The following is a 21,182-nucleotide window of genomic DNA, read 5'->3' as shown; positions in this document are numbered from 1 at the left end:
CGTTAACCCATCCCGGCGGCCAGCGTCGCCGGGCGATAAAGGATGATGCATGTCTGATAATATCTCTGTTTCTCCGGCGCTTGCCGCCGGGGTGCGAGCACCTGCACCCGCCAAATCGTTAAGTTTCCTCGAAGGGGTGGCGATGATCGTCGGCACCAACATCGGCGCCGGGGTGCTCTCCATCGCCTACGCCTCCAGCAAGGCCGGTTTCCTGCCGCTGCTGTTTTGGCTGGTGCTGGTGGGGAGCCTGACCACCATCACCATGCTGTACGTTGCCGAATCTACGTTGCGCACCCGCGCGCATCTGCAACTGAGCGGGCTGGCGAAGCGCTACGTCGGCGGACTTGGTGCCTGGCTGATGTTCGCTTCGGTGTGCGTCAACAGCGTCGGGGCGCTTACCGCCTACATGACCGGCAGCGGCAAGCTGCTGCAATCGCTGTTCGGCATCTCGCCGGCGCTGGGCAGCCTGCTGTTCTTCGTACCCGCCGCCGGCGTGCTGTACCTCGGTTTGAAAGCGATCGGCCGCGGCGAGAAGTTCATCAGCATTGGCATGGTGGTGATGTTGACCGCGCTGGTGGCGGCGACGCTGCTGAAAGACACCACCCAGATGCGCAACCTGCTGGACGGCGACTGGCGCTATATGGTGCCGGTGTTCAACGTGGTGGTGTTCTGCTTCTCGGCGCAGTACATCGTGCCGGAGATGGCGCGCGGCTTCGCCGACAAGCCGGAACAACTGCCGAAGGCGATCATCGTCGGCATGGTGGTGACCTTCATTTTGCTGGCGGCGGTGCCGATGTCGGTGATTGCGCTCAGCGGGCTGGATGACATCTCCGATGTGGCCACCATTTCCTGGGGCCAGGCGCTGGGGCAGTGGGCGTTCTTCTCCGCCAACATCTTCGCGCTGTGCGCGATGCTGACCTCGTACTGGGGGTTGGGCGGCAGTTTTCTGACCAATATTTTCGACAAGTTTAGGCTGGGCAACGACGAGCTGCCGCTGCGCCGTTTCGGCGTGCTGCTGCTGGTGGTGGTGCCGCCGTTCGTGCTGGCTTACAGCGGGCTGGTGTCGTTCGTCAACGCGCTCTACTTCGCCGGGGTGTTCAGCGGGGTGATCCTGTCGATCATGCCGATGCTGATCTTGCGCGGCGCGCGCAAACACGGTGACCAGACCCCGCGCTGGCAGTGCAACTGGATCACGCACCCGCTGCTGCAGGTCAGCATTGTGTTGCTGTACCTGGCCAGCGCGGTGTACGCCATCGCTTCATTGTTAGGCTATCTGCCCTCTGGATGGTGATTTGCCTTCCCTCAAGCAGTGATGTTGTTTCTCGGCATTGAGAACGGCGGCGTCGTGGCCGCCGATTTTTTTCTCAGGCACGCCGTTTTTCCGACAACGCCAGCCAGGCCTGCACCGACGGGCGCTGCCACTGCTTGTGCGCATAGTGGCGCACGCGCTCCGGCACCGGATCGCCGTGCATCACCAGCCGGTTGAGCATCAGCGCCAGATCGGTGTCGGCGATGCACCACTCCCTGAACAGATTGTCCTGCCCGTGGCTCAGCAGTTTTTCCACGGCGGCGATCAGCTTGCGCGCGGCCTCCTGCGCGGCTTCGGACAGCGGCGGGAACTTGCCGTTGTTGAACACCACTTCGGTCGAACGCTCGGCGCGGATCGGCAGCAGATCGCTGCGCAGCCAGGCCTGGATCTCGCGCGCCTTGGCGCGCAGCTTCACGTCGCGCGGATACACGGCGTGGGCCGGGTGGATGTCTTCCAGGTATTCGGCGATCGCCGAAGACTCTGAGAGCTGGAATTCGCCGATCGCCAGCGTCGGCACCCGGCGGGTGAGCGACAGCGCCGCGTAGGCCGCCTCTTTGTTCTCTTCTTTCGCCAGATCCACCGGCTTCACGGTGAACGGAATGCCTTTTTCCGTCAGCACGACAAAGGCGGACATGGCGTACGGGCTGAAAAATTCACTGTCGGTATAAAGCTCGGTGATCGGTTGAGACATCGGCGGTTCCTCGGGGTTAAGGGGGGAACATTCATCATTGTTGAGAGGAGGCTAAAAATCAATCTGTTAGCCTAAAAGTTCTTGGGCGGCGCGGTTTACGGCGCCGTGAGTTCCTTCAGGATGATGTGATATATTTGTTGCCAACACGTGAATTGAGCCGTATTGGGTAACATGAAGACGCAGTGGATAGAACGGGTGAAAGTGGGATGCGCGCGCCTATGGCCGCACCCGCTGGCGGTGGGCAAACGAGAGATGCTGATTTCCAGCGTCGGCGCCGGTTTGGGGCTGATGCTCGCCGGCTGGATCAGCCACTTTATTTTGGGCGAGGTGAACCTGTGGTTTATCGCGCCGATGGGCGCTTCGGCGGTGCTGCTGTTCGGCGTGCCCAACAGCCCGTTGGCGCAGCCTTGGTCGATCGTCGGCGGCAATGCGCTGGCGGCGACGGTGGGCGTCAGCGCCGGTCTGCTGATCCCCGATCCCGGCCTGGCCTGCGGCGCGGCGGCGGCGGTGGCCATCGGCCTGATGTTCAAGCTGCGCTGCCTGCATCCACCCGGCGGCGCGGTGGCGCTGACCGCCATCCTCGGCGGCCCCGGCATTCACCAGATGGGCTACCACTTCGTGTTGTACCCGGTGCTGCTGAACTCGGTGCTGCTGGCGGCGCTGGCCATTCTGTTCAATAACCTGGCCGGGCGGCGCTACCCGCACGCGCTGGCGCCGGCGGAGGCCAAGCCGGCCAATCTGCCGATCGATGCCGTTTCCATTACCCGCGCCGATCTGCACGAGGCGCTGATGGAGGGAGATCTGTTCGATATCGACGAGGACGATCTGCAGGAGATCCTGCTGCGCGCCGAGCAGCTGGCGCATCAGCGGCAAAGCAAGATTGCCTGATCAGCCCAGCGTTTTATCGGATGGCGGAAGGCGCGTAGCCAAAGCGCTTTTGAAAGCGTTCGCTAAAACGCGCTCTGGATTTGTAACCGCAGGCCTCTGCAATGCGGGCCATATCCCATCGGGTGGTTTGAAGCAACATCATGGCGTGATGCATACGGACGTCTATCAGCAAATCTTCGAAGCGTGTCTGTTCGGCGGCAAGACGCCGCCGCAACGTTGCCGGGCTCATCGCTAACGTTTTTCCCGCTGTTTCTGCTGTCCAGTTTTGTTCCGGAGCCTCAAAAATCAAGGTGCGCAGGCGCTGTGATGGGCTATCCAATGGTAAATGCGTAAAAAAATGTCCCCGTTCGGCCAGCGCGGTCAAAAAGTCCAGAAGGCGGTATTGCAGGCGAATATCACTGATTTCCTGTTTTTCCACGCTTTCAATCACGTGATAAAACGTCGCCGACAGGTCTTCGTCCAGAGGCAGCGTTTTCCACGCGTCATCTTTAGGGGGAATAGGGGGTGAAGCCTGCCGGGTTCGGTGAAAGACATCCAGCAGTTCTGCCGACAGCGTCAGGAGTATCGAGCGAAAAGGCCGATCGATATCGCCCGGCGTTTTGACTAAATCTGCGCGGGTGTTGGGGGGAACCAGGAGCAGTTCGCCGGGGGTCTCCAGAGACAAATGTTGTGAAGCGGATGTGATACCGAGTTGGCCCGCCACGATCAGCAAGACCGTCGCTTCATGGAAGACGAACTGCGGCGTGTACAGCTGGCGTTTCAATGTCGGCTGGCACACTCCGCACAAGCGGCGCCTCGACACCGGAGCCCCCGACGGAGAGTGCCAATGCAAAAGCTTCACACCCGGCTCGCGTCTGGTTCGCACTGATCCGAAGGAACCGGTTCGGCTCATATTCGACTCCTTCATGCGATTATTTCGCCGTTGATGCTACGTTAGGGTTCAGGCTATAAAGGCCTGTCAGGCTTGCCTGGGCCAGCACTGGCGCCTTCGCCAGGGCGGCATTCACATTAGCCCCTGTCAACGGCCCTTGTACATCCAAACCGTGGGTAGCAAGCGCATAAACCGTGAAAATATAATGATGAACTAACGTATCGTTCCACGGTGGGCATGGGCCATCGTAACCGTAATATTCCCCCTTCATCTGCTCGTCGGCGGCAAACCAACCGGTATAGTCATTGATGCCGTGGCGATAGGCCGAAGGGGCGTTTGGCCCGGTTTTGCCACGCGGCGTTACGCCGTCCGATTGAGAGCCCGCCGCAATTTCCACGGTACTGGCCGGAATATCCAGCAGCAGCCAGTGAAAGAAATCAACGCGCGGCAACGATGCGGGCACAACCCGACCCTCTTGATTCACATCATCACCGCGGCTTGGCACGTCGGGATCATGGCAGACGATCACGAAAGACTGCGTGCCTGCAGGCACTTCACTCCAGGCGAGATGGGGGTTGCGATTTCCCGATAAAGCGACACGATTGGCGGCATCGGGGATAGCGAAGGCGAACTCAGCGGGAATGAACTCTCCTTCTTTAAAGCTTTGGCTGGTCAGTTTCATAAATGCCAATCTCCTGTTCTATTGAGCGGTATCTGCGGGTATGTGATGTCCCCATTATAAGTTTTTCAAAATAAAGTAAGGCGACAAATCCAATCAAAATAGAACCAATTACGCTCATTATGATTGTATTTGATAGCCTTATGTTGATGGGCGACCGATTCGGTTGCTGTGCCGGTGAGAGTGCCACGGCAAACGCTGGATGGGGATGGGGATGGGGATGGGGTTTGGTTAATATTGGTGGGGAAGAGGCTGCTGCGCGCCGAGCAGTTGGCGCATCAGCGGCAACACAAGGTGCCTGATCAGCCCAGCGTTTTTCGGTAAAACACCACCCGTTCCGTTTCTGCAAAGCCCAGCGCCGCATGCAGGCGTTGGGAGTCCAGATTGGCGATATCGGTATCCGACGCCAGCTCGCTGCACCCCTGTTGCTTCGCCCACTCCTGCACCTGCGCGATCAGGCGGGCCGCCCAGCCCTGGCGGCGGGCGCGTTCGGCGGTATAAATCCCTTCCAAAAACGCCACCGGCGACGATTCGCAGCCGTTGACGTAATCGTGGCGCAGAGCGACCTCGGCAAAGCCAACGAAAGCGCCGTCCAGCCCCCGCGCCATAAACGCGGTGTGGTGCGGCGAAGCCAATATTTCGCGCATCTCCGCGCGGTGCTCTTCCAACGGGCAGGTGGGCCACAGCGCCGAGCGCAGCGCCAGCCAGGCGTCGAGGTTGTCGTGGTCGCAGTTGACGATCATGCAGGGGCCTTATCTGATGGCAGAGAAGTGATGGGGAATAATATCACGTTGCATCGTCAGTGAGCGGCCGGACATGCCGGCACGCGTGATTGGCGCATCCTGGATTTATCGCCACAGATGGCGACCACACCGTCAACGTCATCGAAAGACGGGGATCGTGCCTGAAGCCGTCCGTCGCTCGCCGGCCTCTTTAAGTCTGCGCCCCAGTTCGGCGATGCGGCGTTCACCGGCTTCCAACGCGGGTGCTGAGGTATGCACCGAATAGGCGCCGAGGTGCAGCGGGTGCGGGTGAGGCACGGCTGAGCCGAGAACGAATACGGCATCTTCATTGCCGGATGCTTCAAGTGCAATGGGCATTTCCCCCGGTTCGAAGACCACCATTTCGCCCGCGTCGACAGGAGCGCCGGCGCTGAGACGGCCTTTGGCCAGTGCGAGCCAGCCGACAGAATGATGCGCTGGCGGCCGATAAGTCCAGCGTTCGCCCGGTTTGAGTGTGACGAGCAAGTAATTGATGCCTTCCTGCGCGGGCACCGGGCTTTGCACGCCTTCATGGTTGCCAATGATGACATGCGCCGGCCCGATTTGGCGCATGTTCTGGGCTTCGATATAACGGCTTTCCTGTTCACCGTTTTCCAGTTCGGCGGGCAAGGCCAACCAGAGCTGGAATCCCTGGATGCGCGGCGTATCCGTGGCGGACAATTCCTTGCCGTGCCACATGCCGCCGCCCGCCCGCGCCCATTCCACCGCGCCATAGCCGAGCGTACCGACAGCGCCGCCGGCGGGATCTTCGTAATGAAAAGCGCCTTCGAGCGGTACGGTCACGGTGGCTATGCCTGAATGAGGATGCAGCGGCATGTTGGCCAGCATTGCCATGGTGCGCTGATCCGCATCGAACAGATCGAGGAATACGAAGGGTTTAAGCACCTGACCCAGATCGGAAGGGCTCATCAGCCGGGTGATCGGGCCGTGGCTTTGGCCTCGGGTGCGTTGTGTAATACGCCGCGGGTTGGGCGCGAGTGGCGAGGTCAACGTGGTGTTCATGATTGAATCTCCAGTTTACAAATCCGGCGCGAACGAATTCCGGGGTACGCGGCACAGCCATAGGATTGAGCGGTATTGCATCGCCGGTGGCCAGCCCAAAAAAGGGACTGGCCGCGATCCTGTTATCGTTGTGCCGAACAGGCTCGATTAAGCGGTCAGGCCGTCAATCTGAGCCGCCGCCGCATCGATGGCGACAGTGCGGTTTTCCGGGCTGAGTGCCAGTCCCTCTGCTCGAACGAAGGTGATGTCCGTAATGCCAAGGAAGCCAAAGAAACTGCGCAGATAGGTTTCCTGATGGTCCAGGAAGGCCAGTGGCGTGCCTTCGCCGTACAGGCCACCGCGGGTGGAAGCAACGATAACGCGTTTCCCCTTGGCGAGGCCTTCAGCGCCGTTTTCCGTATAGCGGAAAGTTCTGCCTGGCACTGCAAGTCGGTCAAGCCAGGCGCGCAGCTGAGTCGGCAACGTAAAGTTATACATAGGCGCACCGACGATAATGACATCGGCGGCAAGGAAGTCGTCGACGAGTTTGGCGTTGCGGGCAACGGCCTGTTTGACGTGCTCGTCTTGCGGCTCCACGCCTTGCAGAGCCAGAAATTCGGCGCTGGAAAGGTGGTTAATCGGGTCGGCGGCGAGATCGGTGTGGATGATCCTGGCGTCTGGCTTAGCTGCAGACAGCTGTTTGGCGATCGCCGCCGTGAGCTGGCGGCTAACCGACTGTTCGTTGAGAATGCTGGAGTCGATATGAAGCAGTGTCATGATGAAATCCTTAGGTATAAAATGGTAACCAGGGATAACAATATAACCATGTCCTAAAATGGCAGACAATAAGGCACATTAGGAGAACCCGGTATCATGAATGTGACTGATCAACCTCGAGATTTAAGACATGCCGACTGCCAAAAGATCAGCCAGGTATTGGCGCGCGTTGGTGAGAAGTGGAGTGTCCTGATCATTATGCTCTTGGCGAACGGGCCACGCCGATTCACTGAAATAAAGCGTACAATCAATGGAATATCTCAGCGGATGCTGACGCTGTGCCTGCGCAATATGGAACGAGATGGGTTAGTCAAGCGGACAGTTATTGCCGTCATGCCGCCGCACGTCGAATATGAATTGACGCCGCTCGGTTGCTCATTGACCGTACCCGTCATCGCGCTGGGAACCTGGGCGAATGAACATATTGCCGATATTGATGCGGCGAGAACCGCATTCGACGCGCAAAATAGCGAGGCCGGTGAGGATGTTAATTCACGCTAGAGGCGGCAGGGGGGCGAATGAAATTTGCGTTCTGTTGCAAAAGAGGCGAATGCCTGGTTGCGCCGCAGAAAAAACTAAGGGGCTACGCTGTTAACGTAACCCCTTGATAATTTGGTGGCCCCTGTTGGGTTTGAACCAACGACCAAGCGATTATGAGTTCCTACCAGAACAACCGAAAATCAATACTTTACGTTGTTTATCATTGACATACATTGCCACTGTTTGCCAGCGATTGCTCTTTATTTGCCATTTCTATCGCCACTTTATCGCCACTTGTCGCCAGTGGGTTAAGCTTAACGGCATCCTCTAAATGATCGGGAGCAAAGTGCGCATATCGCATCGTCATTTTAATATCGGTGTGCCCCAGTACGCGCTGTAAGACCAAAATATTACCACCATTCATCATAAAGTGACTGGCAAAGGTATGGCGCAAAACATGGGTAAGCTGCCCGGCGGGTAGCTCAATGTCTGTTCTTTCCAAAGCTGATCGGAAAGCGCCATAGCAATCACTAAAGAGCCGACCTTTTTTATCAACTGGTAGTGCGTCATAAAGCTCTTGGCTAATGGGAACAGTTCTGTTTTTTCTGCCCTTAGTATTGGTGTAGGTGATTTTATATTTTGCTAGCTGGCTTTTCTTTAGCCCCTCGGCTTCAGACCATCGCGCGCCAGTTGCGAGGCATATTCTCACCACTGTCTCTAAATCTTGGTGATCATGGCGTTTGCATTCTGCGAGCAGGAGCGCAATCTGATCCCGATCTAACCATGCCATTTCCATCTCTTCCGTGCGGAAAGGCCGCATATTTTTTAGCGGGTTTTCCCCTTTCCATTCCCCGAGACGATTCAGCTCATTGAAAACAGCCCGAAAGTAAGCCAGCTCAAGATTAAGGGTGCGAGGGGATACCTCTTTTACCCTGTTTGAGCGGGCATAGTCACCTTTCAATCTTCTCTCTCTGTATCGAGAAAACATTTGCGCATCAAAATCGTATGCGAGTGGTTCGCCCATACATTCAAAAGCATGATGCATAGCAAGCTGGCGCTTTAAGCCGTCTTTTAGGGTGATGCCGTGAGCGCTATACCATGCGTCAACTAGATCTTTTAATGTACGTCTATCTTCTTTTTCTTCCTGCCACGGATTTTGCGTTGTGTACTGTTCAAAGGCCAGAGCCTCGCCTTTGGTGGCGAATTTCTTTCTTATACGTTGCCCTTTTGCCCCGTTTGGATAAAGTTCACAAACCCAGCCGCCAGCGGGATTTTTACGGACAGCCATCAATTAACCTCGCTGTATATTCCTACTACCCTACCAATCGCTTTTATCTCATCAATCCCGCACTCAAACGGTACTTTGCCGCCTGCCACATGTAACTTTTTGCCCGGTAGAACTGTTAACTCACGGATGCTTTTTGCCCCCTCAATATCTACAAGCCATGAGCCATCAGAGAGCGAGGCTTCAAGCTCAAGGAAGTGAATCACGTTGTCTGAACGGAGGCATTGTGGATTAAGGGGAACACGACTAAAGAGTGATTTTGAAATTCTCATTTCTGACTCATCAACTAGTTTTCCTTCACTTAATGTGAATGTCTTGATGAATAAATCCTCAGTTTTGAAAGCGGCCGCGGTTTTGCCATTTGCGAATTTATCTCCTTTCCCGGTAAGTAACCATCCAATGTCGGCTCCAGTTTCGAGGGCGCAATGGACGATAAAGTCATAAGAGATACTGCCCCGAGTGTAGCGGTTTTGCAGGGAACTGGCGGCGATGTTGAAGTGCCGGGCGAGCTGTATTTTTTGGGCGTAACCGTAGACATCACAAATCCTGTCTAAGACATGCTCGTTACTGATTCCTGAATCGATTTCCATAAAATTCGTATCCACGTATTGACTGTTGCGGCTTTTGCGCATTAGTATGCGGCTAAACCTAAGGTAATTAATGGCAAATGTTGGCAAACGGATGACCATTAATTGCAAGTATTGGCAAATAGGGAATCATGCAATATGGCTTCTGAAATCGCAATCTTCAAAGTACCCGCACCGATCGTAACTACCGAGCAATTTGCCGAGTTGGAAGGTGTCTCTCTTCGAACTGTTTATCGTTGGACAACAGGAGACAACCCGCAGTTACCCATCGAACCCCGCACTATCCGTAAAGGCTGCACAAAAGCAGGTGGCCCGATCCGTATCTACTACGCCCGCTGGAAAGAAGATCAGTTACGTAAAGCGCTAGGCCATTCACGTTTTCAACTCGTCATCGGTGCGTGATTCACTTTAAGTGAATTCATGGGGGCAAAGTATGTTTGATTATGCCATTTCTAAACATCCGCACTTCGATGAAGCCTGCCGACAGTTTCCCGCTCGCCACAATGTGACGGCGCTTGCTAAACAGCTCGGCATGAACGCCCAGACGCTGCGCAACAAATTGAGTCCGGGCCAGCCGCACCAGCTCACGTGTGCCGAACTGCTGGCGATCACTGACGCTACAGAGGATTCCAGCCTGATTGATGCCTTGCTGGCACAAATCAACTGCATGCCGTCCGTGCCTGTCAATGAGGCTTGCGCCGGGAATATTCCAACGTATGCACTGCAGGCTACGGCCGCAGTTGGCAACGTTGCCGCCGCCGCCGTTCAGGGCGACCACAAAACGCCGGTACGTAAAAGCGCACTGCTTGAAAGCGTCAACACGGCGATCCGCCATTTGTCGCTGATCGGCTTGACCGTTCAGAACCGCATCCAATCCACCCCGGCTCTGGCCTCCACCGTTGACGTGATCAGCGGGCTGAGCGCTGTTGCTGGTTTAAGCTGAGGTGATCACCGTGGTTATTTCTATCGCTCCACTGCTGAAACAACAAAGCCCATCGCGGCATTTTGAACACGGTTTTATTGAACTGCCGGGCGGCAAGCGCTGGCGCCCACGTCACGATCAGGCGGACTTACTGCGTAGCCTGTCAACGGCTAAGCCTGCTTCACCGCTGCGCCGTTTGTTTTGCCGTTAATTGGGGCTGTCATGTTGTTGGCTACTGAAACACAAAAAGCGATCGGCATTAAGCGCATTTCACAGATTAAGCGTGAGCTGTTCCCGCATAAGCGGAATCAGGCGCAAGAGGCTTTTGATAAGTCGCCGGAACATATCCGCAGAACTGTTTGTTTTCATGCCGGGCTGAAAGAGCGGCATATAAAAATGAAGTTTGCAGAAATGAGTTATTCAGAGCGTAAACAAATCGTGTGGGCGCTGAATGACCTGATTGATTTATCAAAAACCTTACCGCGATTTATCAGTGATGATGATTGCGAATTAAACGTTAATTAACCGCATTGCGTAATTCTGGCGTTAACCCGCCGGGCATCGCTTTGTCTGAAATAAGGATTAAATATGTCGAATGTGATTTTTATGGGTTTAGACCCGGCAAAGCAAGGTAGCGATATTTCACAGGTGGCTGTGTTGCTTGACCACGCCCGCCTTGATGAGCGTAAGAATCAAGCCGATCTCGCCGCTGCTCGTCTGGTGCGTTTGGCTGCACATATCTCTAAGAACGGTTTAACGGCTATTGAAGCTGTTGAGCTGCTCCGCCAAGAGGCTGAAGCCATCGAGCATCAAGCGCAGGAGCTGCACTAATGGCCGACTTGATGGACTACGAACAGGAGCGGCAAGCGCTGGTATTGGAGGCGCAGATTACCAATGCTCGCAAATCCTCCGCGCTGCCTTCTGCTTTCGTTTGCGAAGAATGTGACGCTCCGATTCCTGCCGCGCGTCGCGCTGCCGTTCCCGGCGTTGATACATGCGTAAGCTGTCAGCAGATCCGCGAGACGCAAAGTCACCTTTACGCGGGGAAGGCATGACGGAGTTCTCTATTTTGTTCGGCCTGCTGGCGTTGCTGGCAGGTCATTTTATTGCGGCTGATTTGAGTGATTCAGAATTTGCACGCAGACCAGAAAGCCAAAATTACGATTAAGGAGTTGTTTGTAATGCTACATGATTTAAAAATTAAACCCTCTTATTTTAACTTTGTTCGTGCTGGAGTTAAAAAAGCAGAGTTTCGTTTGAATGATAGAGACTTCAAAGAGGGGGATTTGTTAAAGCTTCGTGAGTGGCTCGAAGATGCTAACGGATATACCGGTGAATTCATCATTGCAAAAATCACTCATATTACAGATGTCAGCGAGTGGAAAACTGACTATGTAGTTTTAAGCATCCAAATACTGCAAGATTCTCTGTGCGTGAATTGCCTTGAGCGTTACTGCGGCAACTGCGCCCACGCCAACGGCGCGAAAGTGCAATGAGCCAAGCGGCTACCGCCTACGCTTACCCATGGAACGAACCGCGCCCGGCAGTTGCCGGGCCGGTGAGACCGCTTACCCGTGACGAACACGCTCAGGGGCAAGCTGTTTTAACCAATATCCGCCGCCTGCCGCGCTTCCTCAGCGCCATGTTCCTGACGCGTTACACTAACTTGCTCAAGAGCAAAGGGCTGCACGACGCCAACAAATGGCTGGTATTCCAGTTCGATCGCCGCATCTGGCCGCGCCTGCAAACGGTGAGCGCCAAGAACGCGATGAACCTCGCCGCGTCAATGCGGTTTTCTGCTGAAGTTGATAATTACGCTTCACTGCCCGGCATGGATGACAAAGAGTTACGCCGCCTTGCCGATCGCGTGGCCGGTCAACTTCTGCAGAATTACGAAGATTACTGCGATGAGTTTGTGGCGGAGAACGGCGGCGATAATGCCGGGCTTTTCGAAGATGCCACCCAATCAGAATTTTATGGCCGCATTGCCGGTATGGCGCGCGCCTTCAACATCACCCCGATGCACTGGCGCAAATACCGCAAGGGCAAACTGGATGCCCGGTCAGCGATTGCCAGCCTGTCACGGTTGGTTAATTCCGAGTGGTGGGAACGCCTGTTTAAGGCCCAGCGCACGCAATGGCGCGAGGCGTTGCTGATCGCCCTGGGTAATGTGAACCGCGGGGCGTCGTCGTATGCCAGCAGGCAGGCTATTCGGGATGTGAAAGCGCGCCGCCAATCCAATTTTGATTATCTGAACAGCCGCGAGCTTGAGAACGTCGAAACCGGCGAACGCTTCAGCCTTATCGACAAGGTGATGGCAAGCATCTCTAACCCGGAAATCCGTCGCAAGGAGTTAATGACGATGATTGCCGGTGTTGAGCAGGCCGCCGCTATCCGTGGCGATAAAGGGATGTTTATCACCCTCACCACCCCATCCAAATATCACCCGACGCGCGCCGTCGGCAAGAACAGCCCGAAGGTGCATTTTAATCACAAATGGGATGAAGAGGCGTACACGCCAAAAGACGGCCAGCGCTACCTTGTGAAGCTGTTTAGCAAGATCCGCACGGCGTTTAAAGATGCGGGCTTGCAGGTCTACGGCGTGCGCGTTGTCGAACCGCACCATGATGCGACGCCGCATTGGCATATGATGCTGTTTACCTCCAAAAAACAGCGCCAGCAGGTGATCGAGATCATGCGCCGTTATGCCATGGCTGAAGATGGCGACGAGCGCGGCGCTGCTAAAAATCGTTTTGACTGTAAGCACCTGAACAGAGGCGGTGCGGCGGGCTATATCGCTAAATACATTGCAAAAAACATCGACGGCTACGCGCTGGAAGGCGAACGCGATCATGAAACCGGCGAGCTGTTGACTGATACGGCCGCCGCCGTCACCGCGTGGGCGTCAACGTGGCGTATCCCTCAATTTCACTTTATCGGCCTGCCGTCGCGCGGGGCATGGCGTGAGTGTCGCAAGATCCGCTTTGTCAGTCTGGCCGAGGAGTTTGACGAAAGGGTGGAAGCGGTGCGTGCTGCCGCCGACGCCGGTCTTTTTGCCGATTATATTTTGGCGCAGGGTGGCCCCAACGTTGCCCGCGACGATCAGACTGTGCGTGTGGCCCGCCGGGTTGCCGACGAGCGCAACGCTTATGACGAAGAGGTGCAGAAAATCGCGGGGATTTTTGCCCCGCATATCGGCGCCGATCGCGTTTATGAAACCCGCACCACGCAATGGCGCATCGTCGCGAAAGCTGTTGCCGTTGAGCCTTTGACTTTGAAAAGCGCCTCCGGCGCGCCTCGGAGTCCTGTCAATAACTGTGGGTTGGTCGGCAGCGGCGGCGCCGAAAATACGCAGGATGGGGAGCCTGTAGAGTCCGTGGCAGTGATGGAACACCATCCAGACACCCCAATTGACTGGGATGACATGACCGTTGCACGGTCTGTTATGACGCGTTTACGGGCAAATGCTCCGCAGATAAACAGGCAGCAAAGAGGAATTGACCCACATAAGCGAATAGAGCCTGCTGCCTCGGCCAGATTGACCACCGACGAGCACGATCGTGTAACCAGAATTTACTCAGAGTTGGCACTACATGGCATCGAGCCGACGCGCTGGGAACTTGAGGCACTGGCGCGCGGCGCTAAAGTCAAATTTGGTGATATTTCAATGCACTATCCAGTGGTTAGCGATTCGGCGGGCTTCCAATAATTTCTTGCGCAATTAAATCCGATAGGCATATACTGTATATGCATACAGTAATTAAGCATCGGAGGGAAAGGGTGCAAGCAGTGGATGAAGTGGTTGTTTTAGAAAGAATTGAACTCATCGCCCGTCTGGGGGTTTGTTATGAGAGCCAAGCGAAAGACAAAGACATTGCACTGATATGGATTTCAGAACTGGCGGGGGAGATGAAAACCAGCATTACCCCTGAAAAAGCAGAAGTGATCAGGCAGCTTGCCGCGATCTCTTAATCCATAGGTGACGTATGAGACGAGATTTAAACTTAGCCGGGGCGTTTATGGAGGCGCTTAACTTCAACGAGAACGGCAAGGGCCGCCGCATAAAGACCGTTGATTTCATTCACGCCGCAAACCGGCTCGGCACACACCTAACGCCTGAAGAGGCGAATTACTACATCAAGCACCAGTCCGGCCACGTTTTCAGGCTGATTGACGAGGGGCGTTATCAGCACAATACTTACCTTTTTCTCTGCTGATAGCCCATGCATGCATAGAGTGCATGAAATCGCATGATGATCCGGTGTTATTTTTACCCCCGCAGCGCCAGCACTGGCGCGGATCGCGCCGGATCATGCAACTGCATTAAAAGCGACACATAAAGCGCGCAGGCGAGGCGGGGATAGCATTGCGCGCAAGCCGTGTTGAACCCCTCCCAAAAGAGCCGCCAGCGTCCCGTCACGGCGATTTATCGCAATACTTGCATGAGAATGGGGTTTGATGTCGTGGCGCCATGATGGCGCTCTCAGGCGCTTACAGCGCACTGCATAATATCGCCAATCAGTGACACCAAAAAACGACACCATAATATTCTTGCAATGGTGTCATAAAGTGATACTATAAACCCCATGAACAAACGACACCAAAAAACGCTGTCAGATGTGTTTGCCCGGCCTGTCAACGGTTCTATAAAGTGGTCTGATATTGAGGCGCTTTTTACCGCATTAGGGGCGGAGATTCACGAAAGGGAAGGTTCTAGGATCGCGGTGCTGTTGAAAGGTGAAAAAAGAGTCTTTCACCGGCCACACCCCAGACCTACCACTGACAAGGGGGCGGTTAACTCCATTCGGATCTGGTTGGATAGCTTAGGAATAAAACCATGATGAATAACACACTGAAAATTGACGGCCATACGGCCGTCATCAACTTCGACCCTGAAATTGAAATGTTCCGGGGCGAGTTTGTCGGGCTGAATGGCGGCGCCGACTTCTACGCCTACAGCGTGGACGAGCTGAAGAAAGAAGGCGCGATCTCACTCGCGGTCTTTCTCGATGAGTGCCATAAAGACGGCATCGAGCCTTACAAGTCGTACAGCGGCAAAGTAACCACCCGCCTGTCGCCGGAACGCCATCAGGCGTTAGCCATTGCCGCACAGGCCACCGGGCAGTCGATTAATGAACTGCTGAATGAAGGTGTTGATCTGGTTATCGAAAAGCATTCCTGATCCAGCGCCAACAAAAAAGCCGCCAATCACTGGCGGCTTTCTGCTTATTCGGTCGGCAACTCATACGGCGCGAATCTAATCACCTCTTCACCGATCCAGTCGTTCACCTCCTTCATGCGCTCTTGCAGCGGCGTTAGCTCGTTGCGCACAAACACCTGAGCGGCCTTTTTCACGTCCCCGAAGCCGCCGGTATTGTTCGGGATAATCCCCATCATCTGCGGTGGTACACGGTGCGCACTTAGCAGATCGTCGCGGCTGGCGTTCTTGATGTTAAAAAAGTCGTCCTTGGTGGCGACCTCGGACAGCGGCAAAATTTTAATGCCGTCCGGCTTGCCGTTCGGGGCGTACATGAACAAATTGCGGAAGTTCCCTAAGCCTTTCGTGTCGCGCATGGCTTGGCGCATTCTGTCAACGTCGCTTGTACTTTGCGCGGCGTCGGTCATATACAGGATGTAACCGGCGTGCGCCCCGTTCTGGTAATACTTACGGCGGAACAGCGTCGCCGCCTCATTCAGCCAGGCGGAGTTAAGCGCGCTGAGGTACTCCGGCAGGCCGTAAAGTTCCTGATTGATGTCCGGCTCAATCAGGTGAAAAACGCTGTCGGTCTTGAAGCGGTGCGCCTCTTTCCAGTCCTGCACGAACCAGTAAGCGCCGCGATCCACGCCGCGCCGTGTGTACTTGGCCGGGGAGGATTTCAGCTGCAGCGGCGCGCCGAGCCGGTTTTGGCGCTCTTCTAAATAGGCGTTGCCGAACACCAGATAATCCAACGCGTAACGGCTAAACTCCTGCTGACTTAACAGCCGGTGCGGGATAAACGTTGACGCTAAAATGTTGCGTTTAACGTACATCGGCGAGCTGTGATGCACGGCGGCGCGCACGCTGCGCGCCAGCCCGTCGAATGAGATCGGCGGCTCGTACCACTTGCCATTGGTCGTGCATTCGATGTAATCCAGAATTTCCCGCTTATCCAGCACCGCGGACGGCTCGCCAAAGGTAAACGCCTCAAAATCCTGCTTCTGCTCTGCTGGCTGGGCTGGCGCCGGGGTGGTGAGTGCCTTACGGCCTTTGCGCTTGCTCACAGTGCTACCTCCTGTGGCCACTCACAAAGATACAACTGGCGGAATTCCTCCGCAGTGCATTCCCGCTTGAGGTTTTCAACATCCTGCATGTCCCAAAGTCCGCCCTGTGCGGCGGTGTTCTCGATCGTGTGTACCTGTGAAAATCCCTTGGCCTGCGAGCGTTTCCACACGGCGAACGCCTCGGGATTGGGTGATACGGATGTGAACAGCGTCAGGCGATAGCGTGAATGGCAGGAAACGGCGAGCGCGCTCTGGAAAATGGCGTAAGGGTGATTCGCCCATGCGTATTCGCTCAAGTAGACGTTGCCGTGCAATGCGGCCAGTGAGAGGCCGAGGCCGCCATGAAAAGCGATTTCGGCGCCATTGGTCAGCGTAATCTTGCTGTCATCTTGTGCGATGTGAATGCCGACTTTCGCCGCAAAGTGGCAAATGTATTTACGCGACCACGCCAGCGAGTATTTTAGCAATGGGGCGAAATAGTGCTGATTACGCCCGGTTTCCAGAGCGTCGATCAGCCCTTCCAGTGCAAAGAACATATCGGCCCCGGCTTGGCGGTGTTTGGTATAGCTGCGGCTGCGATGTGCCAGCCCTTCCGCGTACCAGCGGCGCTGGTAAGGCGTCGCCATGGTGTTCAGTAGTGATTTCAGGTCAGCAAGTTGCTGAGCAGTAAATGCGTATTTCATCAGTAAAACTCCAAAATGTTCGGGCTGCTGTGGCCGCTGCCTGCGGTCAGCGGTTCGTTCAAGAGGGCGTGCATGATTGCCCACGCGACATCGGCGTGGCTGGCTTCTTCGCTGCGGCTGGCGGTGTAGGTGGAACGCGCGCCGCTGGCGGTCATGGTTTTGCGGATCGCCATAAAGGCGGCGGTGATGTCGGTGTGGCTGGTGTCGTATTCCAGACAGCCGCGCCCGATGGTGTCTTTTGCCTTCAGCACCATGGCGGTTTTGATTTCCGGGGTGTATTTGATCTCCCGCGCGGCCGGGAAGAACTCGCGCACCAACTGGAAAACACCTTGGCCGACGGTGGTCGCATCGATGCCGATGTACTCCACGCAGTATTTTTCGGTAAGGTCTTTAATCTTCTGGGCCTGATCGGCAAAGTTCATGCCCTGCCACTGGTGGCGCTCGAGCACGCGGAACTTGCCCCCGGCCACCATTGGCGGCGCGATCACCGCACACCCGGCGCTGTCGCCGCCGTTGGCTTCCGATGGGTCGTAGCCGATCCACACCGGGCGATAACCGAACGGCCGCACGGCGTAAGGGTTGAAGTCCTCCCATTCTTCCAGCGTATCGACCATGCAGCCTTGCAGCTCGGCGAACGGGAATACCGACGCGGTATCGTCCACAAATTCACACATCAGCAGGTTCTGATACTCTGCCGGGCTGTATTCGAGCGAAAGCTGATCGAGGTCGAACAGGTTACAGCCGCCGGTCAGCGCATCCTCAACCGTGACAATCTGGCGCCATTGCCCATCACCGCACAGCACGCCTTTTGACAGGTGGCTGTGGCTGAGGTCGAGTTGAACGTGATCGGCTTTACTGCGGCGGCCTTTGTTGAACAGTTCTCCCGACCAGAACGGATAAGCGGAGTGCGCCAGACTCGACGGCGTGGAAAAGTAGGTGGTGCGCCACCGCTTGTGCAGCGACATCCCGCTGGCGACTTTGCGCAGCTCCTGGAATTTCGGGATCCAGAAATACTCATCAAGATACAGATTGCCGGTGTAGCTCTGCGCGGTGCGCACGTTGGTGCCGAGGAACATCAGGCGGGCGCCGTTCGGCAGCACCATCGGATCGCCTTTCAGGTCAACCTCGACCAGCCGCGCAAAATCAATGATGTAATTGCGGAATACATGCGCCTGCGCCTTACTGGCCGACAAGAAAATCTGATTGCGGCCGGTGGTCAGCGCATCGAGCAACGCCTCGCGGGCAAAGAAGAACGTGGCGCCGATCTGGCGCGATTTCAGGATGTTGCGGATACGGTGTTGCAGCCCGGCGCGATACCACCCCATTTGATACTCGAAGGTGGTTTCCGTGAAGATACATTGCAGTTTCTCCACGGCGGCCTCGCTGAACACGTTGCGCTCGGCGGGCTTGCGCTCGCCTTTGTTGCGGTTGGCGACGTTCGGGTTTAAGTCCGCCTCGTTGCCAGTCGCCGAATAGCGATTGACCCGCGCCAGCCGTTCAATCTGGCGGCCTAACAGGTCGATTTCTTTGAAGTCTTTCCCCTCCTTGACGTCTTTCATGATGAGCTGAATCAACCGTGCTTCCATGCTTTGCTCCACGCGGGAAATGGGCGCGATGTCGTCCCATTTATCGCGCAGCTTCCAGCTCTGCACGGTCGGCCCCTTGAGGTTCAGCGTTTCCGCAATTTGGCGCACAGAAAAGCCCTGCCAGTAGAGCAAGGCAGCTTGGCGTCGCGGATCGCTGATGATGGTTGTTGCTTGTGTCGTATGCATGCCGCCAAGGCTACGAAAGCGCCGGGCGGCTCGCATTAAGCCCTTGTTGTGCCTCAGATCTTCCAACCGCAACGCGTTGAGACGCGCCGCCATTCCCCCGAAACTAGCCCCGAACCCAATCACCACAACCGGAGCCGTTTACATGGCAAAGAAAGTTACTAAGTTTTTCCGCATCGGCGTTGAAGGCGACACCGTTGACGGCCGCGAGATCGGCGCTGCGGATATTCAGCAGATGGCCGCGACCTACAGCCCGAAGGTGTACGGCGCCCGCATCAATATGGAGCACATCAAGGGGATTTTGCCGGACGGCTATTTTCGTCGTTACGGCGGCGTGGTTGAGCTGAAGGCCGAGAAAATCGACGAGCCGGACGAACCGCTGTTACACGGCAAGTGGGCGCTGTATGCCAGTCTGGCCCCGACCGACGATCTGGTGTCGATGGTTGGCGCGGGCCAAAAGGTTTTCACCTCGATGGAGATCCGCCGCGATTTCGCCAAAACCGGCAAGTCTTATCTGGTCGGACTGGCCGTCACCGATGATCCGGCGAGCCTTGGCACTGACATGCTGGAGTTCAGCCGCCGCCACGAAAACGTTGAGTTTTCCGCGCCGCTCGAAGTCTGTTTCGACTTCGGGCCGAACGCTGACCCGGAAACCTCATTCTCTGCCCGCATCAAAGCGATGTTTAGCCGTAAACAAGCCACCGACGATGCGCGCTTTGGCGAGATGGAAGGCGCCGTGATGACCGTGGCCGAGCAGTTGCAGGAAGCGGACACCCGCTTTACCGAGAAATTCGCTGCACTGAGCGAGCAGGTTGCCGACCTCAAGCAACAGGTAAAAACCGGCAGCGATGCGTTCAGCGCGCTGCAAGCCCAGCTTTCCACCTCGGAAGATTTCAGCCAGCAGGCGCGCCCGGATGCCACCGGCGGCAACAGCGCACAAGACGTGCTGACCGACTGCTAAGGCAGTCACACCCGATAAAACCGAACAAAAACAGGAAGAAAAATGCGCAAGCAAACTCGTTTTAAATTTAATGCTTTTCTGTCCCGCCTCGCCGAACTGAACGGCGTCGCTACCGGCGATCTGGATAAAAAATTCAGCGTTGAGCCGTCCGTTACGCAAACCATTATGACCCGCGTACAGGATTCCTCCACGTTCCTGACCCGCATCAATATCGTGCCGGTGCCGGAGATGAAAGGCGAAAAAATCGGGCTGGATGTCAGCGGCACGATTGCCAGCACCACCGACACCGCCGGCGGCGATGAGCGCGAAACGGCCGACTTCGCCACGCTGGACGCCGACGGCTATTTCTGCCAACAGGTGAACTACGATTTCCACATCCGCTACAACACTCTCGACCTGTGGGCGCGTTATCAGGACTTCCAGACCCGTTTACGCGATGCGATTGTGAAACGTCAGGCGCTCGACCGCATCATGATCGGCTTTAACGGTACGCACCGCGCCAAAACCTCCAACCGCGTTAAATTCCCGCTGCTGCAGGACATTGCGCCGGGCTGGTTGCAGAAGTACCGCGAGAACGCGCCGGGCCGTGTGCTGGATAAAATCGTGGGTATCGATGGCAATGTGGAGTCTGAAAACATCCGCGTGGGTGTCGGTGGCGATTACGCCAACCTCGACGCGCTGGTGATGGATGCCACCAACACCCTGATTGCGCCGTGGTATCAGGAAGACCCTGAACTGGTGGTGATCTGCGGGCGCCAGCTGCTGGCGGACAAGTATTTCCCGCTCGTCAATCAGGAGCAGCCCAACACTGAAGCGCTGGCCGCCGATCTGATTATCAGCCAGAAGCGCATTGGCAACCTGCCCGCTGTGCGTGTCCCGTACTTCCCGGCGGATGCGCTGCTGATTACACGTATGGATAATCTGTCTATCTACTGGCAGGAAGACACACACCGCCGCCATATGGTGGAAAACTCGAAGCGTGACCGAATCGAAAACTATGAGTCCATCAACGAGGACTATGTGGTGGAGGATTACGCCTGCGGCTGTCTGGTGGAGAACATCGAGCTGTTGGCCGTCAAGCCGACCGAGCCAAAAACCAAGGCCGCACTGCCGACCTCCGGCGATGACATTAAGGCGCTGGCCGGTGCCATTGTTGAAGCGGTGAAGGTTGCCACCGCCCCAGCGGAGCCAGTCGCCGAAGTGAAAGACCCGGAGGAAGCACCGGCAGACGACAAAGCGAAAGGCGGTAAATAACC

At 56.1% G+C, this 21,182-nt stretch carries 29 protein-coding genes; 18 read left to right on the top strand and 11 right to left on the bottom strand.

Annotated features, from left to right (window positions below; all coding sequences use genetic code 11):
* The first annotated feature begins 49 nt into the window (after positions 1–49).
* On the top strand, positions 50–1,291 hold the full coding sequence (locus tag J0F90_RS21360) for an aromatic amino acid transport family protein (protein ID WP_033639324.1): 1,242 nt from the start codon (positions 50–52) through the stop codon (positions 1,289–1,291).
* Positions 1,292–1,364: 73 nt separating this feature from the next.
* Here the strand turns inward: J0F90_RS21360 and yfcF are convergent, their stop codons facing one another.
* On the bottom strand, positions 1,365–2,000 hold the full coding sequence (gene yfcF / locus J0F90_RS21355; protein ID WP_004937171.1) for a glutathione transferase: 636 nt from the start codon (positions 1,998–2,000) through the stop codon (positions 1,365–1,367).
* A gap of 171 nt (positions 2,001–2,171) precedes the next feature.
* Between yfcF and J0F90_RS21350 the strand changes: the two genes are divergently transcribed.
* Positions 2,172–2,888 (top strand): HPP family protein, encoded by a 717-nt coding sequence (locus tag J0F90_RS21350; protein WP_016930165.1) that lies wholly within the window; start codon positions 2,172–2,174, stop codon positions 2,886–2,888.
* A 13-nt stretch (positions 2,889–2,901) separates the two neighbouring features.
* Here the strand turns inward: J0F90_RS21350 and J0F90_RS21345 are convergent, their stop codons facing one another.
* The 5 genes from J0F90_RS21345 to J0F90_RS21325 form a co-directional block, all read right to left on the bottom strand.
* Entirely contained in the window at positions 2,902–3,651 is a 750-nt protein-coding gene (locus tag J0F90_RS21345; RefSeq protein ID WP_206640384.1) for a helix-turn-helix transcriptional regulator, read from the bottom strand.
* Positions 3,652–3,799: 148 nt separating this feature from the next.
* On the bottom strand, positions 3,800–4,441 hold the full coding sequence (locus tag J0F90_RS21340; protein WP_033639325.1) for a YbhB/YbcL family Raf kinase inhibitor-like protein: 642 nt from the start codon (positions 4,439–4,441) through the stop codon (positions 3,800–3,802).
* A 299-nt stretch (positions 4,442–4,740) separates the two neighbouring features.
* Positions 4,741–5,181: an aminoglycoside 6'-N-acetyltransferase gene (gene aac(6'), locus J0F90_RS21335; protein WP_033639326.1), complete on the bottom strand. Its 441-nt coding sequence runs from the start codon at positions 5,179–5,181 to the stop codon at positions 4,741–4,743.
* Positions 5,182–5,319: 138 nt separating this feature from the next.
* Positions 5,320–6,222: a pirin family protein gene (locus J0F90_RS21330; RefSeq protein WP_033639327.1), complete on the bottom strand. Its 903-nt coding sequence runs from the start codon at positions 6,220–6,222 to the stop codon at positions 5,320–5,322.
* Between the two features lie 147 nt (positions 6,223–6,369).
* Positions 6,370–6,978, bottom strand: coding sequence for an FMN-dependent NADH-azoreductase (locus J0F90_RS21325; RefSeq protein WP_033639328.1), 609 nt, complete (start codon positions 6,976–6,978; stop codon positions 6,370–6,372).
* Positions 6,979–7,074: 96 nt separating this feature from the next.
* Here J0F90_RS21325 and J0F90_RS21320 point away from each other — a divergent pair, with 96 nt between their 5' ends.
* Positions 7,075–7,479, top strand: coding sequence for a winged helix-turn-helix transcriptional regulator (locus J0F90_RS21320; RefSeq protein ID WP_016930161.1), 405 nt, complete (start codon positions 7,075–7,077; stop codon positions 7,477–7,479).
* A gap of 199 nt (positions 7,480–7,678) precedes the next feature.
* On the opposite strand, the gene J0F90_RS21315 is transcribed toward J0F90_RS21320, so the two are convergent.
* Positions 7,679–8,746 carry a phage integrase gene (locus tag J0F90_RS21315; RefSeq protein WP_042706790.1) on the bottom strand — a complete coding sequence of 356 codons (1,068 nt, stop codon included), beginning with the start codon at positions 8,744–8,746 and terminating at the stop codon, positions 7,679–7,681.
* Entirely contained in the window at positions 8,746–9,333 is a 588-nt protein-coding gene (locus J0F90_RS21310; protein WP_033641347.1) for a phage repressor protein CI, read from the bottom strand. Before J0F90_RS21310 ends, J0F90_RS21315 begins: the two co-directional genes overlap by 1 nt.
* Positions 9,334–9,468: 135 nt before the next feature.
* Here J0F90_RS21310 and J0F90_RS21305 point away from each other — a divergent pair, with 135 nt between their 5' ends.
* The 13 genes from J0F90_RS21305 (at position 9,469) to J0F90_RS21245 (ending at position 15,434) form a co-directional block, all read left to right on the top strand.
* The gene (locus J0F90_RS21305) at positions 9,469–9,732 is read left to right on the top strand and encodes a hypothetical protein (RefSeq protein ID WP_072009646.1); all 264 of its coding nucleotides are present in this window, start codon (positions 9,469–9,471) and stop codon (positions 9,730–9,732) included.
* A 31-nt stretch (positions 9,733–9,763) separates the two neighbouring features.
* Positions 9,764–10,273 carry a phage regulatory CII family protein gene (locus tag J0F90_RS21300; protein ID WP_033639329.1) on the top strand — a complete coding sequence of 170 codons (510 nt, stop codon included), beginning with the start codon at positions 9,764–9,766 and terminating at the stop codon, positions 10,271–10,273.
* A gap of 10 nt (positions 10,274–10,283) precedes the next feature.
* The gene (locus J0F90_RS21295) at positions 10,284–10,463 is read left to right on the top strand and encodes a phage filamentation protein Fil family protein (RefSeq protein ID WP_072009648.1); all 180 of its coding nucleotides are present in this window, start codon (positions 10,284–10,286) and stop codon (positions 10,461–10,463) included.
* Between the two features lie 11 nt (positions 10,464–10,474).
* The gene (locus tag J0F90_RS21290) at positions 10,475–10,777 is read left to right on the top strand and encodes a hypothetical protein (RefSeq protein WP_031221632.1); all 303 of its coding nucleotides are present in this window, start codon (positions 10,475–10,477) and stop codon (positions 10,775–10,777) included.
* A gap of 63 nt (positions 10,778–10,840) precedes the next feature.
* Positions 10,841–11,083 carry a DUF2732 family protein gene (locus J0F90_RS21285; RefSeq protein WP_023447523.1) on the top strand — a complete coding sequence of 81 codons (243 nt, stop codon included), beginning with the start codon at positions 10,841–10,843 and terminating at the stop codon, positions 11,081–11,083.
* A complete protein-coding gene (locus tag J0F90_RS21280; RefSeq protein WP_033639330.1) occupies positions 11,083–11,307 on the top strand; it encodes a TraR/DksA C4-type zinc finger protein in 225 nt (74 codons plus the stop codon). The genes J0F90_RS21285 and J0F90_RS21280 overlap by 1 nt, the downstream gene beginning before the upstream one ends.
* Positions 11,247–11,420 (top strand): hypothetical protein, encoded by a 174-nt coding sequence (locus J0F90_RS21275; protein WP_162531492.1) that lies wholly within the window; start codon positions 11,247–11,249, stop codon positions 11,418–11,420. The genes J0F90_RS21280 and J0F90_RS21275 overlap by 61 nt, the downstream gene beginning before the upstream one ends.
* Positions 11,421–11,433: 13 nt before the next feature.
* Complete coding sequence (locus tag J0F90_RS21270; RefSeq protein WP_033639331.1) at positions 11,434–11,748, top strand: DUF3850 domain-containing protein; 315 nt, start codon at positions 11,434–11,436, stop codon at positions 11,746–11,748.
* The gene (locus J0F90_RS21265; protein ID WP_033639332.1) at positions 11,745–13,961 is read left to right on the top strand and encodes a replication endonuclease; all 2,217 of its coding nucleotides are present in this window, start codon (positions 11,745–11,747) and stop codon (positions 13,959–13,961) included. Before J0F90_RS21270 ends, J0F90_RS21265 begins: the two co-directional genes overlap by 4 nt.
* Before the next feature lie 80 nt (positions 13,962–14,041).
* Positions 14,042–14,224, top strand: coding sequence for a hypothetical protein (locus J0F90_RS21260; protein WP_227944620.1), 183 nt, complete (start codon positions 14,042–14,044; stop codon positions 14,222–14,224).
* 47 nt (positions 14,225–14,271) lie between these two features.
* Complete coding sequence (locus tag J0F90_RS21255; RefSeq protein WP_126186641.1) at positions 14,272–14,469, top strand: hypothetical protein; 198 nt, start codon at positions 14,272–14,274, stop codon at positions 14,467–14,469.
* A gap of 369 nt (positions 14,470–14,838) precedes the next feature.
* Positions 14,839–15,093, top strand: coding sequence for a type II toxin-antitoxin system HicA family toxin (locus J0F90_RS21250; protein WP_071605322.1), 255 nt, complete (start codon positions 14,839–14,841; stop codon positions 15,091–15,093).
* A complete protein-coding gene (locus J0F90_RS21245; RefSeq protein ID WP_223294898.1) occupies positions 15,090–15,434 on the top strand; it encodes a type II toxin-antitoxin system HicB family antitoxin in 345 nt (114 codons plus the stop codon). Before J0F90_RS21250 ends, J0F90_RS21245 begins: the two co-directional genes overlap by 4 nt.
* 44 nt (positions 15,435–15,478) lie before the next feature.
* On the opposite strand, the gene J0F90_RS21240 is transcribed toward J0F90_RS21245, so the two are convergent.
* From J0F90_RS21240 to J0F90_RS21230, 3 genes are read right to left on the bottom strand one after another with little or no spacing between them, the layout of a single operon-like run.
* Positions 15,479–16,513: a phage portal protein gene (locus tag J0F90_RS21240; RefSeq protein WP_033639335.1), complete on the bottom strand. Its 1,035-nt coding sequence runs from the start codon at positions 16,511–16,513 to the stop codon at positions 15,479–15,481.
* Positions 16,510–17,196, bottom strand: a complete 687-nt coding sequence (locus J0F90_RS21235) for a terminase large subunit domain-containing protein (protein WP_060445964.1) — start codon at positions 17,194–17,196, stop codon at positions 16,510–16,512. The genes J0F90_RS21240 and J0F90_RS21235 overlap by 4 nt, the downstream gene beginning before the upstream one ends.
* Positions 17,196–18,968, bottom strand: a complete 1,773-nt coding sequence (locus J0F90_RS21230; protein WP_033639336.1) for a terminase ATPase subunit family protein — start codon at positions 18,966–18,968, stop codon at positions 17,196–17,198. The genes J0F90_RS21235 and J0F90_RS21230 overlap by 1 nt, the downstream gene beginning before the upstream one ends.
* 142 nt (positions 18,969–19,110) lie before the next feature.
* On the opposite strand from J0F90_RS21230, the gene J0F90_RS21225 reads away from it, so the two are divergent.
* Positions 19,111–19,926, top strand: coding sequence for a GPO family capsid scaffolding protein (locus J0F90_RS21225; RefSeq protein WP_033639337.1), 816 nt, complete (start codon positions 19,111–19,113; stop codon positions 19,924–19,926).
* Positions 19,927–19,968: 42 nt separating this feature from the next.
* Positions 19,969–21,180: a phage major capsid protein, P2 family gene (locus J0F90_RS21220; protein ID WP_033639338.1), complete on the top strand. Its 1,212-nt coding sequence runs from the start codon at positions 19,969–19,971 to the stop codon at positions 21,178–21,180.
* The last annotated feature ends 2 nt before the right edge of the window (positions 21,181–21,182 follow it).

The organism is Serratia marcescens subsp. marcescens ATCC 13880, from assembly GCF_017299535.1.
Classification (GTDB): domain Bacteria; phylum Pseudomonadota; class Gammaproteobacteria; order Enterobacterales; family Enterobacteriaceae; genus Serratia; species Serratia marcescens.
This window is presented reverse-complemented; position numbering and strand designations above follow the sequence as displayed.

What these genes read in the sequence shown, in the direction of transcription:
- J0F90_RS21360 (WP_033639324.1), top strand. Translation starts at nt 50, where the DNA reads ATGTCTGATAATATCTCTGTTTCTCCGGCGCTTGCCGCCGGGGTGCGA.
- yfcF (WP_004937171.1), bottom strand. Translation starts at nt 2,000, where the DNA reads ATGTCTCAACCGATCACCGAGCTTTATACCGACAGTGAATTTTTCAGC.
- J0F90_RS21350 (WP_016930165.1), top strand. Translation starts at nt 2,172, where the DNA reads ATGAAGACGCAGTGGATAGAACGGGTGAAAGTGGGATGCGCGCGCCTA.
- J0F90_RS21340 (WP_033639325.1), bottom strand. Translation starts at nt 4,441, where the DNA reads ATGAAACTGACCAGCCAAAGCTTTAAAGAAGGAGAGTTCATTCCCGCT.
- J0F90_RS21330 (WP_033639327.1), bottom strand. Translation starts at nt 6,222, where the DNA reads ATGAACACCACGTTGACCTCGCCACTCGCGCCCAACCCGCGGCGTATT.
- J0F90_RS21325 (WP_033639328.1), bottom strand. Translation starts at nt 6,978, where the DNA reads ATGACACTGCTTCATATCGACTCCAGCATTCTCAACGAACAGTCGGTT.
- J0F90_RS21320 (WP_016930161.1), top strand. Translation starts at nt 7,075, where the DNA reads ATGAATGTGACTGATCAACCTCGAGATTTAAGACATGCCGACTGCCAA.
- J0F90_RS21315 (WP_042706790.1), bottom strand. Translation starts at nt 8,746, where the DNA reads ATGGCTGTCCGTAAAAATCCCGCTGGCGGCTGGGTTTGTGAACTTTAT.
- J0F90_RS21310 (WP_033641347.1), bottom strand. Translation starts at nt 9,333, where the DNA reads ATGGAAATCGATTCAGGAATCAGTAACGAGCATGTCTTAGACAGGATT.
- J0F90_RS21305 (WP_072009646.1), top strand. Translation starts at nt 9,469, where the DNA reads ATGGCTTCTGAAATCGCAATCTTCAAAGTACCCGCACCGATCGTAACT.
- J0F90_RS21300 (WP_033639329.1), top strand. Translation starts at nt 9,764, where the DNA reads ATGTTTGATTATGCCATTTCTAAACATCCGCACTTCGATGAAGCCTGC.
- J0F90_RS21290 (WP_031221632.1), top strand. Translation starts at nt 10,475, where the DNA reads ATGTTGTTGGCTACTGAAACACAAAAAGCGATCGGCATTAAGCGCATT.
- J0F90_RS21285 (WP_023447523.1), top strand. Translation starts at nt 10,841, where the DNA reads ATGTCGAATGTGATTTTTATGGGTTTAGACCCGGCAAAGCAAGGTAGC.
- J0F90_RS21280 (WP_033639330.1), top strand. Translation starts at nt 11,083, where the DNA reads ATGGCCGACTTGATGGACTACGAACAGGAGCGGCAAGCGCTGGTATTG.
- J0F90_RS21275 (WP_162531492.1), top strand. Translation starts at nt 11,247, where the DNA reads ATGCGTAAGCTGTCAGCAGATCCGCGAGACGCAAAGTCACCTTTACGC.
- J0F90_RS21270 (WP_033639331.1), top strand. Translation starts at nt 11,434, where the DNA reads ATGCTACATGATTTAAAAATTAAACCCTCTTATTTTAACTTTGTTCGT.
- J0F90_RS21265 (WP_033639332.1), top strand. Translation starts at nt 11,745, where the DNA reads ATGAGCCAAGCGGCTACCGCCTACGCTTACCCATGGAACGAACCGCGC.
- J0F90_RS21255 (WP_126186641.1), top strand. Translation starts at nt 14,272, where the DNA reads ATGGAGGCGCTTAACTTCAACGAGAACGGCAAGGGCCGCCGCATAAAG.
- J0F90_RS21250 (WP_071605322.1), top strand. Translation starts at nt 14,839, where the DNA reads ATGAACAAACGACACCAAAAAACGCTGTCAGATGTGTTTGCCCGGCCT.
- J0F90_RS21245 (WP_223294898.1), top strand. Translation starts at nt 15,090, where the DNA reads ATGATGAATAACACACTGAAAATTGACGGCCATACGGCCGTCATCAAC.
- J0F90_RS21235 (WP_060445964.1), bottom strand. Translation starts at nt 17,196, where the DNA reads ATGAAATACGCATTTACTGCTCAGCAACTTGCTGACCTGAAATCACTA.
- J0F90_RS21230 (WP_033639336.1), bottom strand. Translation starts at nt 18,968, where the DNA reads ATGCATACGACACAAGCAACAACCATCATCAGCGATCCGCGACGCCAA.
- J0F90_RS21225 (WP_033639337.1), top strand. Translation starts at nt 19,111, where the DNA reads ATGGCAAAGAAAGTTACTAAGTTTTTCCGCATCGGCGTTGAAGGCGAC.
- J0F90_RS21220 (WP_033639338.1), top strand. Translation starts at nt 19,969, where the DNA reads ATGCGCAAGCAAACTCGTTTTAAATTTAATGCTTTTCTGTCCCGCCTC.